Below are 13,431 nucleotides of genomic sequence, written 5' to 3'. Positions count from 1 at the left end.
CCCGGTGTTTAATCAAACACCACCGTCTTGTTGCCGTGCACCAGCACCCGGTCTTCCAGATGGTAACGCAGCCCCCGGGCCAGCACGGCCCGCTCCACGTCGCGCCCCAGTCGCACCAGATCGTCCACCGTGTCGTCGTGACGGACCCGGATCACATCCTGTTCGATGATCGGCCCCTCGTCCAGTTGATCGGTCACATAATGACAGGTGGCACCGATGAGCTTCACGCCCCGGTCGAAAGCCCGATGATAGGGCCTGGCGCCGACAAAGGACGGCAGGAAGCTGTGGTGGATATTGATCACGCGCCCGGCATAACGGGCACACATGTCCGGGGGCAGGATCTGCATGTAGCGGGCCAGCACCACCACGTCCGCGCGGGCCTCGTCCACCAGTTGAGAAACCCGGCCAAAGGCCGATGCCTTGTCCTGCCGGTCCACCGGGACATGGTGATAAGGAATCCCGTGCCACTCCACATAGTCCCGCATGTCCTCGTGGTTGGAAATCACGCAGGGGATGTCCATGGGCAGATCCCCGGAGCGCCAGCGATAGAGCAGATCCGTCAGACAGTGATCCAGTTTGCTCACCAGGGGCACCACGCGCCGGGGCAGACGGGCGTCGGTGACGTGCCACTGCATGGCGAACTCCCCGGCGATGGGTTCGAAGGCCCGACAGAAACCGTCGAGGTCGAAGGGCAACGTGCCAGCATCGATCTCGTAACGCATGAAGAACCAGCCGGTGGAGGCATCCGAGTGCTGGCTGGCCTCGGTGATGGAACCGCCGTGACTGGCCAGAAAGCCGCTCACGGCGGCAACGATGCCCACCCGGTCAGGACAGGAAATGATCAAACGATAACGATGCGGTGACATGAACCGGGATCCCTTCCGCGCTCAGCAACGCTGACCGGACTGCAGGCTGGGGCAGTCGCTGCTGACAGTGCGCCCCTCCCCCAACCAGCCCAGGATGCCGTCGGTCACATTCATCACCCGGGTGTAAGCCGCCTCTTCCACCATGAACCGGGCCAACACCCCGGTGCGGTTACCCACCCGGCAGATGAGCACGAAGGGCTCATCCCGCTCCACCACCCGGGTCAGATGTCGGGGGAAACTGCGCACGAAGCGGCCATTGGCGTCAAAGGCGGTGATCAGGTAGCTGCCTTCCACCACCCCGGTTTCGCGCCATTCCTCCGGACGCCGGATGTCGATGACCTTGACCCCGGCGGCAATCAGTTCGGCCAGTTCGTCATTGCTCACGTTGGCAAAGGGCGGCGGCTCCACCGCCACCAGTTCCAGTTCGAAACGCAGGGTGGCATTGGGTGGGATCACCCGACCGGCGCCGCGCTCACCGTAGGCCAGTTGAGGCGGGATGATCAGTTCCCGCTTGCCGCCGGCCTGCATGCCCACAAGACCCATCTCCCAGCCGGGGATGACCTGCCCCTGCCCCAGGATCAGGCTCAGAGGCTCGCCCCGTTCATGGCTGGAATCAAAGCGGGTACCGTCTTCCAGCCAGCCGGTGTAATGCACCTGCAAGGCATGGTGACGATCGGCCCGTGGACCGTCGCCGACTTCAAGATCGCGGATCTGGAGTTCGGCGGCACCCGCCTGGGCAAACCACCCCAGGCAGATCAAGGCAAGGGCGGCAAGAAGAATGAAACGTGGCTGAGTCATGGCGCACTCCGTGGACGACACTTCGAATCGCGCCATGGTAGCGGCCCCGGGGGCGACAAGACCAGCCCTGCCGGAAAACCTGCACGCATACGTTACTTGAAGGGGGGTGGCAACCCACACCAGCCACACCCCGGCGCCCAAGTCCACTGTTACCGTTGCTCCCTTCCGGGCCTGGCGGGGTTCACAGCTTATTGTCGCGAGGGGACCGGTGCAGGTCACCATTGCTCGGATAAGGCTGGGGATTATGGGGTGAGCGGCAAGAACCGTCAACCTGGCGGGCGCGGGACCACCCTCCACCCAAATCCTGATAAGATGGCGCACTCTCACGATCCAGACGCTTGAAGGCGCAAACTGATGACTTCCAATATCCCAGGTTATCGTCGCCATGTCACCGTCCCCGTCCGCGTCGGCCATGTGGTGGTCGGCGGTGATGCCCCGGTGGTGGTGCAGTCCATGACCAACACCGATACCGCCGACGTGGAAAGCACCACACGCCAGGTGGCCGACCTGGCCCGGGGCGGGTCGGAAGTGGTGCGCATCACGGTCAATACCGAAGAAGCCGCCGCTGCCGTCCCCCGCATCCGCGAAGGCCTCGATGCCATGGGCCTGAATGTACCTCTGGTGGGGGATTTTCATTTCAACGGGCATCGCCTGCTCAGCAAGTATCCGGCCTGCGCCGAAGCCCTGGCCAAGCTGCGCATCAACCCGGGCAATGTGGGCCGGGGCGCCCGGCGCGACACTCAGTTCGCCCAGATGATCGAGATGGCCTGCCGCTACGACAAGCCAGTGCGCATCGGCGTCAACTGGGGCAGCCTGGATCAGGAACTGCTGGCCCGCATGATGGACGAGAACGCCCGCCGGGATCAGCCCCTGGACATCCAGGACATCAACCGCGAGGCGCTGATCGAATCCGCCCTGAGTAGCGCCCGGCGCGCCGAGGAGATCGGCCTGCCCCACGACCGCATCCTGCTGTCCTGCAAGGTCAGCGGGGTGCAGCCGCTGATCCGCGTCTACACGGAACTGGCCGCCCGCTGCGACTACCCCCTGCACCTGGGGCTGACCGAGGCGGGCATGGGCGTGAAGGGCATCGTGGCCTCCACCGCCGCCCTGGCGGTGCTGCTGCAGCAGGGCATCGGGGATACCATCCGCGTCTCCCTCACGCCGGAGCCGGGTGCAGACCGGGTCAAGGAAGTGATTGTGGCCCAGGAGATCCTGCAGAGTCTGGAACTACGCCGGTTCAGTCCGGCGGTGGTGGCCTGCCCTGGCTGCGGTCGCACCTCCAGCGATTATTTCCAGCATCTGGCCCAGGATATCCAGAACCACATCCGCCACAACATGCCCGAGTGGCGCAAACGCTATCCGGGTGTCGAGGAGATGACCGTGGCGGTGATGGGTTGTGTGGTCAACGGCCCCGGCGAAAGCAAGCATGCCAACATCGGCATCAGCCTGCCGGGCACCGGCGAGATGCCGGTGGCCCCGGTCTACGAGGATGGGGAAAAGACCGTCACACTCAAGGGCGACCACATCGCCGAGGAATTCCAGCAACTGGTGGAACAGTACATCGAACGCCGCTACGGCAAGGGCTGATCAACGCAGTGTCCTGATCGGCTCGATCCGGGGACGTGGCCTGGCGCCGGCTGCCTGTTCCAGCCGCAGCAACTCGGCCTGCGCCAGCCCCACCAGGCGATTGAATCCGGTCTGTGCCTGCTTGTCCAGGGCACAGGCCTGGGAACGTCGGTCGGCATAAACCATCCCCATCGGACGTTCCCCGACAAACAGGGAATGCACGAAAAATTCCCTGACACCAATGGCTTCCCTGAGCGGCTCCGGCACCTGCGACCACATCCCGTCCACGTTGCCCGGGTTGAGCCAGAACGAGGTGGGCCGTTTCATCAGCACCGCCAGTAGATGCCGTCCACCGACGTCAATGGTCATGCGGTTGAAGTCGGGTTCATAGTCGGTGCCCTCCATACAGACCGGCACCAGCCGCCCACTCTCCTCATCCAGACGCGCGAAGAGCACTCTGTTCAGTCCAAGACCATGGTGCAACCCGGTCAGCAACACCGAGAGCACCTCATTCTCATCAATAAGATCGGCAGCTTGCAGGCGCGCTTCCGCCTGGACAAGCTGATTGAAACGAGGCGCCAGGCAGAAGGCCGGCGCGGGTGATATCCCGCCTTCCTGAACCCGTGCGTCGATATCCTCGATCTTCAGTTCCGCAACGGGCGCCACGCCGTAAAGATCCACCTGCAGATTGAATTCTTCGGACACGCGATTCAGCTGGGCCACCACTGCCGCCGGCTCCAGTTCCAGATAATCCGCTGCCAGCCGCAGATCCCTGGCCAGACCCGCCGTGCACCAACCCCGCATGGCCTCGCGGGTCAACTTGGCCGCAAGCATGACGCCCAGAGTGCGAAGATGGCGGGCATTGGAAGGGCACATGCAATGTCGCACCATGTCCGGTAGCTGCCAGTGCTCGGCCAGTCGGTGGCCGACGGCACGCAGGTTCAGATCCAGTGCCACATATTCGGCCTCATGGGGAAGGACGGAACCATCGCTCATCAGGGTGAGGTAGCGATGGATCCGGCGTTCCTCATGGGCGGCCAGAAGCAGCTCGCCCAGGTTGTAAAACAGGCCGGCCAGGGAAACCTCGCCGGGAACCATGTCGTGACGGATGTCACCCCAGACCTCCGTCAACAAGGCGGAATAGGCGGAACGCGCGGCCACCTGGGCATAGCGGGTCCGTGCCTCGGGATCTTCCAGCAGCTGATCCAGGGGCACGACCTGCTCCAGGCAGCGCAAAATGCCCTGAATGCCGATCATCATGACGGCTTCGTCCAGGGACACCACTTCGGTACGGAAATGCCGATGGGGCACCGCATTGGCCATGCGAACGACATTGAGCGCCAATCCAGGATCCCGTTGGATCAGACGGGCCACCAGACGCATGCTGGAACACTCATCCGAGTCCAGATTCGCCAGCAACTCACGAGTTCCCGGCAACAGTGGCAGGCCCCGTGCGCCGAAAGCACTGACCCACTCATCCAGTACGTTCTTGCCCATCATTTCGCCTCTTCAGATTGAGCAGTGCTTCACACGGATAGATTCGGTTATTATGGCTCGCATTCTCACATCCTAGCCAGCCCAATGCCCCAGCCAGGCACCCGGAGGAATACGGCCCGTGAATCTGATCTTAGGCTCAATCATCGTTACCGTGGCCGTATTGGGCGGATGGGCCCTCCATGGCGGACAGCTCATCCTGATCTGGCAGCCCTATGAGTTCATCATCATCCTCGGGGCGGCGCTGGGAGCTTTCGTGATCGCCAACCCGATGAAGACCATCCTCAAGGTCATCACCCTCATTCCCAAGATGATGGCCGGCCCAGTCTACAAAAAAGACGATTACATGGAACTGCTGGGCCTGATGTATGACCTCTTCACCAAGGCGCGCAAGGAAGGGCTGATGGGTATCGAGGGAGATATTGAAGAACCTGAAAACAGCCCACTGTTCGAAAAATATCCGCGGGTACTGAAAAATCACCACGCTGTGGAATTCATCTCGGATTACATGCGCCTGGTGGTCAGCGGCAGCATGAACTCCTTCGAGCTGGACAACCTCATGGACATCGATATCGAAACCCACCACCACGAGGCGGCAGAACCCGCCCATGCAGTGAGCCGGGTGGCCGATGGCCTGCCCGCCTTCGGTATCGTCGCGGCGGTGCTGGGCATCGTAAATACCATGAGTGCCCTGGATGGTCCCATCGATAAGATCGGCGGCCTGGTGGCCGCGGCGCTGGTGGGTACTTTTACCGGTATCCTCCTGGCCTACGGTTTCGTGGGTCCATTGAGCAATGCCCTTGAACGCCGTGCCGACGAAGAAAGCAAGTATCTGGCGGTCCTCAAGGCCTGCATCCTCGCCAATGTCCAGGGTTACAGTCCACAGGTGGCTGTTGAGTTCGGGCGCAAAGCGATGACTTCCAACATGCGCCCCAGCTTCATTGAGCTGGAACAGCATCTGCGCGGCAACAAGGAGTAGCAGCCTTGGCGATGGAGGAGAAAAAACAGCCGATCGTCATCAAGCGGATCATCAAGAAAGGCGGCCACCATGGTGGTGCCTGGAAGATTGCATTCGCGGATTTCGCCATCGCCATGATGGCCTTCTTTCTGCTTTTGTGGATTCTATCGGTCACGGATGATGTGCAGAAGGCAGCGATCTCCCAATATTTTCAGGATCCCTCCGCCGCCATGGGGATCAGTCCCACCCCGCCCCATCCGACCGAAGGTGATGGTGCCTCCCCCTCCATTATCGATTTCGAGGGCGCCATCGACATGGAACGGGCCGAAGAAATGGCCCAGGAACTGGATCGCCAGCGACTGGAAAACCTCAAGGAAGTGCTGGAAGAAGCCATGGAGCAGAGCCAGGCACTGGAGCCCTTCAAGGATCAGTTACTGCTGGACATCACACCGGAGGGTTTGCGTATCCAGATCGTCGACAGGGAAAATCGCCCCATGTTCGACCTGGGCAGTTCCCAGCTCATGAACTATTCCACGGCCATCCTGCGTGAACTGGGTGCCATCATCAATCAGGTTCCCAACAAGATCAGCATTACCGGACACACCGATGCTCGCCCCTTCATCCGGGCCAATTACAGCAACTGGGAACTGTCCGCCGACCGGGCCAACGCAGCCCGTCGGGCCATGCTGGCGGGGGGCATGGAAGAAAACAAGGTGGGCCGTGTGGTCGGGCTGGGTTCCACGGTGCTGTTTGACAAAGAGAACCCGGAAAACCCCATCAACCGGCGCATCAGCATCATCGTGATGAACCAGGCGACGGAAGCCTCCATCCTCAAGGAGGCCTCGGTGGAATACCAGGGCGATCAGCCCCTGCCATTCACGCCCTGAGTGGTTCCAGGCTCCGCGGGCCCAAAAACTCCAACGCCCCACCGGCGTCACGGGCCCGCAATACCCCCTGGCAGACCATGCCGCCCTTGAGTACCAGGGCGGCATGGCGATCCTCGATGGCCTGACACAGGGCAAGACAGCGCTCGGCTTCACGCTCCCTGCTTCCCGGCACATGGGCATCGTAGAGTCGGTGGACCAGCACCGGCACCGGCAAGCCAAGTCGTGCGGCCTCCCCCTTGAGCACGCCCTGCACGCCGATGTCCAGGGCCTCCCCCATCACCTCCATGGGCGCGGCCCCCACGCACCAGGCCAGATTGCGCAACTGCACCTCATCCAGGGCATCACCGACGATGATCAGTCGTTCCGTCCGCTCCCCCTGGGCATGCCGGCCATCACGATACAGACGCAGGTAGTCCAGCTGGGACAGATTACCCTGCAACAAACGGGCGATCAGGCGCACCAACCCCTCCCGGGGCGGCTCCCCTCCCCCGCCCTCGCCTCCCAGATCACGCACCGCCTGATGAATGCTCTGATACAGCCGCAGGGAAGCCACGCGAGGCTCCAGGGACAGGGTCTGACGATATAAAACGGCACTGTCGACGAAGACATCCGTGCGCATCCGGCCATGGGCGTCGGGCACATGGATCCGGATCCCGTCGGTGTCCGTGTCCACGCCGATCAACAGGGTATCCACCGGCGGGGGGCGGGACAGGCCGTTGCCCAGGGACTCCCTGAAACAGTGGAGGCGCTCCAGTAACGAAGCCGCAAGGGTTTCGACATTGCCCTCGGCCTCACAGCAAGGCTGCGCAGCCTGGGTGGACCGGAAGTGATAGACGCAAACCTTCAGGTAGCGGGACGGGACGTTGGCCGGAACGGGCACCCCTTCCAGATGCCGCAGCAGTTCACAGTAGCGCCAGTGCTCCACCTGGCTGTCCACGTCGAAGAACCCACCCACGCGGGCACAGGGCCGAACCTGCAGGCCCGGCAGGCGCAGGATCAAGCGCTTGAGCCCCATCAGGCGACCATCCGGACAGGCACTCGCCACCATGGCGTGGACATCACAGTCCAGCAGCTCCCCAAGCACCGTTTCCACATCCATCATCGGGGCGGGGCAGTCGCTCCAGGCCCCTTCCACCATCTGCGACAGGATGCGAAAGATGCCGTGGGCATACAGCCGGCGCACATCCAGTCCACCGACCCAGGAGCGCTCGACCACTTCATCCGGCCATGAAAAACCCAACCGATCCTGGGCCATGGCCTGGATCCTACGAGCGTGGTCGGGGCCCATGGCCTGGTACTGCATCTCCCGAAGCGCTGGGATCAGGGCTTCCAGCTTGGCTTCGAACACCTTCTCGAAGGCATGCAGTCTGCCGTGGTTAGCCGACGCGGCCAGAGGATGATGCATCCTGTCGGATGAAATCCGGGTCTTCGGATCCGGGGCCATGGTCATGTCCTGCTCGCTCACGCCTGATCAACCTCTCGTTGTACGGTCAGGCCCGTGAAAATTCGACTGGAATACTCGATTTTTATTCCTGTTCCCATTAGGCAATACTCATATGATGTGGCTGTGACCAGACACGGAGCCAGCGCCTCCGTCTGGCCGAGGATAATCCTGCCCCATGGAGGCAAGGCACATGAACTTCACCTTCCGACAACTCAAGGCCTTCGAGGCGGTCGCCCGAAATCTGAGCTATACCAGAGCCTCGGAAGAACTGCATCTTACGCAACCGGCCGTTTCCATGCAGATCAAGCAGCTGGAAGAACATGTGGGCCTGCCCCTGTTCGAGCAGATCGGCAAACGGATCTATCTTACCGATGCGGGCAAGGAGCTTTATCACTACAGCTGCGCGATTGCCAATCAGCTGGCGGAAGTGGAAATGGTGCTCAACGAGATGAAGGGCCTGCGGCGCGGGCACCTGAACATAGCCGTTGCCAGTACGGCCAACTACTTTGTCCCCCGGCTGATTGCGGCGTTCCATCGACGTCATCAGGATATCTCCGTGACCCTGGAGGTCACCAACCGGGAATCCCTGCTCAAGCTGCTGGACATGAATGCAATGGATCTGGCCATCATGGGCCAACCCCCCTCGGGCGAGCCGGCCGCCCACCCCTTCCTGGAGAATCCTCTGGTGATCATCGCTCCGCCGGATCACCCGCTGGCGCGGGAAAGCAACATCCCGGTCTCCCGTCTGGCCACGGAACATTTCGTGGTGCGCGAAGAAGGCTCCGGCACCCGGGGCGCCGCGGAACGTTTTTTCGAGACCCACGGCATCACCCTGCAAGCCACCCAACAGATGCACAGCAGCGAAGCCATCAAGCAGGCGGTGGAAGCCGGGCTGGGCCTGGGCCTGCTGTCCCTGCACACCCTGGAGATGGAACTGATTCTGAAACGCTTGGTGGTGCTGGACGTGGAAGGTTTCCCCATCCAGCGCCAATGGTATGTGGTCCACCCCCGGGGCAAGCGTTTTTCCGGCGTGGCCCAGGCCTTCATGAAGTTCACCCTGGAGGAAGCCGGACACCTGCTCAAAACACCCGAATGGCGGAATTAAAAAACCCCGGCAGGCGTGTTGACAGCCCCGGGGTGCCTCCCTATAATCACGCCTTCTTCGCACTTGGGCGGTTAGCTCAGCGGTAGAGCACTGCCTTCACACGGCAGGGGTCAGTGGTTCGATCCCACTACCGCCCACCAAATTGAAGTACAAGCAGTACCAAGAAGATCTCTAAGCCCCCGGAAACGGGGGCTTTTTTGTTTCCGCTCGTCCCGTGAAAACCCATGAGATCCTTTGACAGCCGGGGGCAACATTGGGGGCAACTCTGTAGCCCCCTGCAGGAGTTGCCCCCATGCCGCTGACCGACGTCGCGATTCGCAAGCTCAAACCCGTCGAAAAGACGAAAAAGCTGTTCGCCAGTCACGCCTTCTCCCCTTGCGGGAGAAGGGTCAAGGATGGGGGAAAAAGTCTCGCGTCGTTTCAGTGAGCCTGACCCGAGCGCAGGGCAATCACCTCGGTCAAGGACAGACCCGTGGTCTGGGCAATCTGCTCGTCGGTCAGCAAACCCAGCTTGAGCAGGTTCATGGCCGCCAGGCGCTGGCCTTTCTGCAGGCCAATCTCCTCGCCCTCCTGCCGTCCTTCCTGCCGTCCCTTCTGCCGCTCCTTCTCCGCCCACGTCTGAAGATTTTCCGCCAGCATTGCATGGTCCTCCACCAAACTGTTGATCTCTTCCAGCGCCTGCTCCGCCTCGGCACCCAGACGCTTGAGGTGACGCTTGAGCCAGCGGGTGATCACCTCGTCCAGTCGCGCCTTCTCCGGATGGGCACGGATGCGGGCCGCCAGACGTTTCACCGCCCCCTGCAGGGCCTCCACGTCCTTCGACGCCTTCTCCACCTCGAAAATCCCGCTCAGCGGCGTATCCCGCTTCGCCAGTTCGTCCTCGGTGAAGGCCGATTCGTTCACCAGATAGTAGCGCAGGTGAGGCTGATAGACCCGCAGGAACATCGGCGGTTCCGGCCGGACCATTCGGTAGATGTCCTCCCGCGCCGTCCAGCGCTTCGAGCCGTTGTACAGTACCACCGGAAAGATCGGCGGCATCCCCTTGCGGGCCGTCGTGACCTTCGTCTTGATCAAGTGGTCGTAGAAGCAGGCCACGTAATGCAACATCCGGATCGGCAGGCGATGATCCACCGTGGACTGGAATTCCAGCAGCAGGTAGACAAATACCCGCTGCCTGACACCCTCCCAGTCCACCTCCACCGACCAGACCTTGTCTTCAAACTTTTCATTGAACAGGGGCGTGATGTAGTTCCCGCTGTGGTCCGTCAGGGTGGAGAAATCCATCATCGCCGACACCTCCGGCGGGGCAAATCCCTCCATCAGCTGTCGGACCAGTTCCGGATAGCTGAACAGTTCCTTGTAGCCCGTGTCGTGGTGGTTGACCATGCGCTGTCCTGGGTGAAGATCCGTCCGTAGTGTGCCATACCCGCCCCTGGCTTGGCCGGTCCTCCACCCTGGGGTAAACCACCGACTGACCTGGCCGGGATGCGCTGGGGGACCACGACACGCTCCCGTGGACAGAGGGCTCTGAAAAACCACCCCCCGCCCAAAAAACCGTTTTCCATTGTCGCCACCCCAACCTTCCGGGCCCGCGCTGTCCCCACGGCCGTCATCGCTAGAGGGCGCGATCCCGGCTGAAGTCGGCGAGCCGTGAGCACCGCCCGGCAGCAGACCACCCCGCCCCGGCATCCGGCCCAGCAGGGCCTGATCAGCCGTCTGATCGCGGCGGTGGCCTCGGTGCTGTTCTGGCTGTTGATCGCCCGGGGCGAGCCCTAGGGATGGGGGGAGTAAATCGCATAGAAGGCGCAGTCCCCGGGCAAGTCAGCACAAGGTGACGAAGCCCATCAGGTGCAGGGGATAGGGTATCGGGCGCATCTGGCCCGACTGGCCGCGGAATTGGCGGCCCTGGCGCCCCTGATTGATGCGGCCGAGCGCCACGCCAACCCCGATGCCCGCATCCGCTTCCAGTACGACTGGCTGCGCCAGGACCTGGAACGGGTACAGCATCCTTACCGTTGTTTCCGCGGCTGCTACGCTCCGAAATTCCACACCCGGTACCGCTTGATCAAGATCAAGGGGCCACTGGTCGCACACTCGCGACAATCCCCCCATGTACCTGACCATCAAACACCTTCACGTTACGCTGGCACTGATCTCCATCTCCGGGTTCATCGTCCGCGGCCTGCTGCACCTGTGCCACTCACCCAGGGTCAGGCACCGTTTCGTGCGCGTTGCCCCTCATGTGGTGGACACCTGTCTTCTGCTCACCGGGCTGTGGCTGGCCTGGGTGTGGCAGATGCACGTGGTGCTTCAGCCCTGGCTGGTGGCCAAGCTCACCGCCCTGCTGGCATATATCGTGCTGGGAATGATCGCCTTCCGCTTCGCCCGACATGATGCCGGCCGGGCCGCCGCCTGGTTGCTGGCCATCCTCGCGTTCGGCTACATGCTACTGGTGGCTCATACCAAACAGGCCGTCCCCTTCTGATTTCCCCGCCCACGGTGCCCCTATGCTCAACTTGGCAACAAAGACCTGGAATCAGTACAGCGCCGCGCCCCATCGACTCATGTTCCTTCCCGGCATGATCCAGCTGCTGCTGGTCGTGATCTACTGGGGCATCGAACTGACGGGGCGGTACACCACCCTATGGTCTCCTCTCTCGCTGAACGTACCGGGCTTTGCCCTTCATCCATTCCTGATGCTCTATGGGGTCTTTCCGTTCTTCATGTTCGGATTTCTCATGACCACCTATCCCCGCTGGATGAACACGACCGAGATCCCCCGGTCCCGCTATGTGCCGGCCTGGGTCGGCCTCACCGTCGGCATGGGGCTGTTCTACATAGGCCTGTTCAGTCAGCCCATCTGGGTCATCCTGGGGCTTGTGCTGTTTCTGGCCGGCTGGGCCTGGGCGCTGGCGGCGCTGTGGGCGGTGTATCGTGGCGCCCCCGCCGCCGACCGTTACTACGAAACCTGGCTCAACACAGTCCTGGTGATGGGATGGCTGGGGGCGGCTGCCTGGCTGGGGTGGCGCCTGGGCGCCCCCACCTTCTGGTATGCCTTCTCCCTGAAGGCCGGATTCTGGTTGTTCCTGATCCCGGTGCTGGTGATCGTCGCTCACCGGATGATCCCGTTCTTCTCCAGTTGCGTGCTTCGCCCCTACACCCTGGTGCAACCACGCTGGTCGATACCACTGATGGCGGTCGCCGTGACCGGTCATGTGGTGCTGTCCTTGACGGGGCATTGGCAATGGCGATTCATCGCCGACTTTGCCCTCGCTTTCCTGGCGCTGCATCACGCCTGGCACTGGGGTTTTCGCCGCGCCCTCGCCCACCGTCTGCTGGCCGTGCTGCACATCGCCTGGGCCTGGTTTGCCGCAGGCATGCTCCTGCACGGGGTGCAGAGCCTGATCCTGATGACGACCGGACACTGGTGGTTCGCACACGCACCTCAGCACGTCCTTGCCCTGGGCTTCATCACCACCATGACCCTGGGCATGGCCACCCGGGTCACGCTGGGGCACTCGGGACGTGCCCTTCAGGTCAACGGATTCACCTGGGCCTGCTTCCTGTCCCTCTCGGGAGCCACCCTCACCCGTGTGGCGGCCGATGTGCCCTGGCTGCCGGGGGGATACACGGGACCATTGAACCTGACCACCGCACTGATCTGGCTGGCCTTCATCACCCCCTGGGTGCTCTACTACGGCCCCATGCTCTGGCGCCCCCGCGTTGATGGCAGGACAGGGCCTTGAGCGGTGTCGGGCGGGTGGGACACATGACCGCAAGTCGGGTGCGTGTCACGCGCCCTGCTGATCGTCCTTCCCAGGTAGCGCGCAGAAGCCGTGCTCCTCGGCGCCCAGCGCAGCATTGAACTTCGCGCTCATGTTCTGAAAACCGATCCAGGCGGTCAGCGCCGTGATCTCGTTCTCGCTGAATTCGTCGCGGAGCCGGTCAACCGCGTCGCTTTCGATGTCGGCGCAGGTCAGGGTCACCGCTTCTGCCCAGCCAAGCGCGGCCCGTTCGCGAGCGGAAAACAATTCGCTGTCGCGCCACTGCGCCACTGCGTTTGCCTTCGATTCCTCCCCGCGCGCCTTCAGGAAGTTGTGCGCGTTGAGATCCACGCAGAACCGACAGCCGTTGAGCTGGGCAATGCGAATCGAGACCAGGGAACGCAACGCGGTGTCTATCGGATAGGACCGGCGCTGAAACGCCGCCAGCAACACCAGCATGCCGATAAAGGCGCCGGGCAGACGGCCCCATAGCCAGGATGGGGCCAGCACAGCGCCGTGCACCCGCCGCTGACGGCCCAGAAACCAGCG

14 protein-coding genes, 1 tRNA gene, 1 other RNA gene and 1 pseudogene are annotated in these 13,431 nt (G+C 62.5%); 10 read left to right on the top strand and 7 right to left on the bottom strand.

Going from position 1 to position 13,431, the window contains the following annotated elements; genetic code table 11:
- Nucleotides 1–8 precede the first annotated feature (8 nt).
- From purU to ffs, 3 genes are all read right to left on the bottom strand, one after another.
- The gene (gene purU / locus LQD11_RS14870) at nt 9–866 is read right to left on the bottom strand and encodes a formyltetrahydrofolate deformylase (protein WP_238618255.1); all 858 of its coding nucleotides are present in this window, start codon (nt 864–866) and stop codon (nt 9–11) included.
- 21 nt (nt 867–887) lie between these two features.
- Nucleotides 888–1,664, bottom strand: coding sequence for an FKBP-type peptidyl-prolyl cis-trans isomerase (locus tag LQD11_RS14865; protein WP_238618254.1), 777 nt, complete (start codon nt 1,662–1,664; stop codon nt 888–890).
- Between the two features lie 114 nt (nt 1,665–1,778).
- An RNA gene (ffs, locus tag LQD11_RS14860) (signal recognition particle sRNA small type) lies at nt 1,779–1,875 on the bottom strand.
- Between the two features lie 143 nt (nt 1,876–2,018).
- Between ffs and ispG the strand changes: the two genes are divergently transcribed.
- Nucleotides 2,019–3,251 (top strand): flavodoxin-dependent (E)-4-hydroxy-3-methylbut-2-enyl-diphosphate synthase, encoded by a 1,233-nt coding sequence (gene ispG, locus LQD11_RS14855; protein ID WP_238618253.1) that lies wholly within the window; start codon nt 2,019–2,021, stop codon nt 3,249–3,251.
- On the opposite strand, the gene LQD11_RS14850 is transcribed toward ispG, so the two are convergent.
- Nucleotides 3,252–4,730, bottom strand: coding sequence for an HDOD domain-containing protein (locus LQD11_RS14850; protein WP_238618252.1), 1,479 nt, complete (start codon nt 4,728–4,730; stop codon nt 3,252–3,254).
- Between the two features lie 115 nt (nt 4,731–4,845).
- Here LQD11_RS14850 and motA point away from each other — a divergent pair, with 115 nt between their 5' ends.
- Together motA and motB are read left to right on the top strand one after the other, a co-directional pair.
- On the top strand, nt 4,846–5,703 hold the full coding sequence (gene motA, locus LQD11_RS14845; protein ID WP_238618251.1) for a flagellar motor stator protein MotA: 858 nt from the start codon (nt 4,846–4,848) through the stop codon (nt 5,701–5,703).
- Between the two features lie 5 nt (nt 5,704–5,708).
- A complete protein-coding gene (gene motB, locus LQD11_RS14840) occupies nt 5,709–6,569 on the top strand; it encodes a flagellar motor protein MotB (RefSeq protein ID WP_238618250.1) in 861 nt (286 codons plus the stop codon).
- Here motB and LQD11_RS14835 read toward each other — a convergent pair.
- On the bottom strand, nt 6,559–8,034 hold the full coding sequence (locus tag LQD11_RS14835; RefSeq protein ID WP_238618249.1) for a carboxysome shell carbonic anhydrase: 1,476 nt from the start codon (nt 8,032–8,034) through the stop codon (nt 6,559–6,561). The genes motB and LQD11_RS14835 overlap by 11 nt on opposite strands.
- A gap of 169 nt (nt 8,035–8,203) precedes the next feature.
- Here LQD11_RS14835 and LQD11_RS14830 point away from each other — a divergent pair, with 169 nt between their 5' ends.
- The 3 genes from LQD11_RS14830 (at nt 8,204) to LQD11_RS15655 (ending at nt 9,545) form a co-directional block, all read left to right on the top strand.
- On the top strand, nt 8,204–9,118 hold the full coding sequence (locus tag LQD11_RS14830; RefSeq protein WP_238618248.1) for a LysR family transcriptional regulator: 915 nt from the start codon (nt 8,204–8,206) through the stop codon (nt 9,116–9,118).
- A 65-nt stretch (nt 9,119–9,183) separates the two neighbouring features.
- Nucleotides 9,184–9,258: transfer RNA gene (locus LQD11_RS14825), tRNA-Val, on the top strand.
- 152 nt (nt 9,259–9,410) lie between these two features.
- Complete coding sequence (locus LQD11_RS15655; RefSeq protein WP_276315725.1) at nt 9,411–9,545, top strand: hypothetical protein; 135 nt, start codon at nt 9,411–9,413, stop codon at nt 9,543–9,545.
- Here the strand turns inward: LQD11_RS15655 and LQD11_RS14820 are convergent.
- A complete protein-coding gene (locus LQD11_RS14820; RefSeq protein ID WP_238618247.1) occupies nt 9,539–10,504 on the bottom strand; it encodes an Rpn family recombination-promoting nuclease/putative transposase in 966 nt (321 codons plus the stop codon). The genes LQD11_RS15655 and LQD11_RS14820 overlap by 7 nt on opposite strands.
- A 264-nt stretch (nt 10,505–10,768) precedes the next feature.
- On the opposite strand from LQD11_RS14820, the gene LQD11_RS15650 reads away from it, so the two are divergent.
- The 4 genes and pseudogenes from LQD11_RS15650 (at nt 10,769) to LQD11_RS14805 (ending at nt 12,864) form a co-directional block, all read left to right on the top strand.
- Nucleotides 10,769–10,894 carry a hypothetical protein gene (locus LQD11_RS15650; protein WP_276315724.1) on the top strand — a complete coding sequence of 42 codons (126 nt, stop codon included), beginning with the start codon at nt 10,769–10,771 and terminating at the stop codon, nt 10,892–10,894.
- 72 nt (nt 10,895–10,966) lie between these two features.
- Nucleotides 10,967–11,062, top strand: a pseudogene (locus tag LQD11_RS15740) (hypothetical protein); the annotation flags it as partial.
- Between the two features lie 166 nt (nt 11,063–11,228).
- Nucleotides 11,229–11,603 (top strand): SirB2 family protein, encoded by a 375-nt coding sequence (locus tag LQD11_RS14810; protein WP_238618246.1) that lies wholly within the window; start codon nt 11,229–11,231, stop codon nt 11,601–11,603.
- Nucleotides 11,604–11,634: 31 nt separating this feature from the next.
- A complete protein-coding gene (locus LQD11_RS14805) occupies nt 11,635–12,864 on the top strand; it encodes an NnrS family protein (RefSeq protein WP_238618245.1) in 1,230 nt (409 codons plus the stop codon).
- 45 nt (nt 12,865–12,909) lie between these two features.
- Here LQD11_RS14805 and LQD11_RS14800 read toward each other — a convergent pair.
- A partial coding sequence (locus tag LQD11_RS14800; protein WP_238618244.1) for a carboxymuconolactone decarboxylase family protein occupies nt 12,910–13,431 on the bottom strand: 522 nt, incomplete at its 5' end.

This window comes from Ectothiorhodospira shaposhnikovii, from assembly GCF_022227765.1.
Lineage (GTDB): Bacteria > Pseudomonadota > Gammaproteobacteria > Ectothiorhodospirales > Ectothiorhodospiraceae > Ectothiorhodospira.
Note: the sequence above shows the minus strand (reverse complement) of the source record. Positions and strands in the feature narration are given on the sequence as shown.

Excerpts from the sequence above, each read along its gene's own strand:
- purU (WP_238618255.1), bottom strand. The coding sequence starts at position 866 with ATGTCACCGCATCGTTATCGTTTGATCATTTCCTGTCCTGACCGGGTG.
- LQD11_RS14865 (WP_238618254.1), bottom strand. The coding sequence starts at position 1,664 with ATGACTCAGCCACGTTTCATTCTTCTTGCCGCCCTTGCCTTGATCTGC.
- ispG (WP_238618253.1), top strand. The coding sequence starts at position 2,019 with ATGACTTCCAATATCCCAGGTTATCGTCGCCATGTCACCGTCCCCGTC.
- LQD11_RS14850 (WP_238618252.1), bottom strand. The coding sequence starts at position 4,730 with ATGATGGGCAAGAACGTACTGGATGAGTGGGTCAGTGCTTTCGGCGCA.
- LQD11_RS14830 (WP_238618248.1), top strand. The coding sequence starts at position 8,204 with ATGAACTTCACCTTCCGACAACTCAAGGCCTTCGAGGCGGTCGCCCGA.
- LQD11_RS15655 (WP_276315725.1), top strand. The coding sequence starts at position 9,411 with ATGCCGCTGACCGACGTCGCGATTCGCAAGCTCAAACCCGTCGAAAAG.
- LQD11_RS14820 (WP_238618247.1), bottom strand. The coding sequence starts at position 10,504 with ATGGTCAACCACCACGACACGGGCTACAAGGAACTGTTCAGCTATCCG.
- LQD11_RS14810 (WP_238618246.1), top strand. The coding sequence starts at position 11,229 with ATGTACCTGACCATCAAACACCTTCACGTTACGCTGGCACTGATCTCC.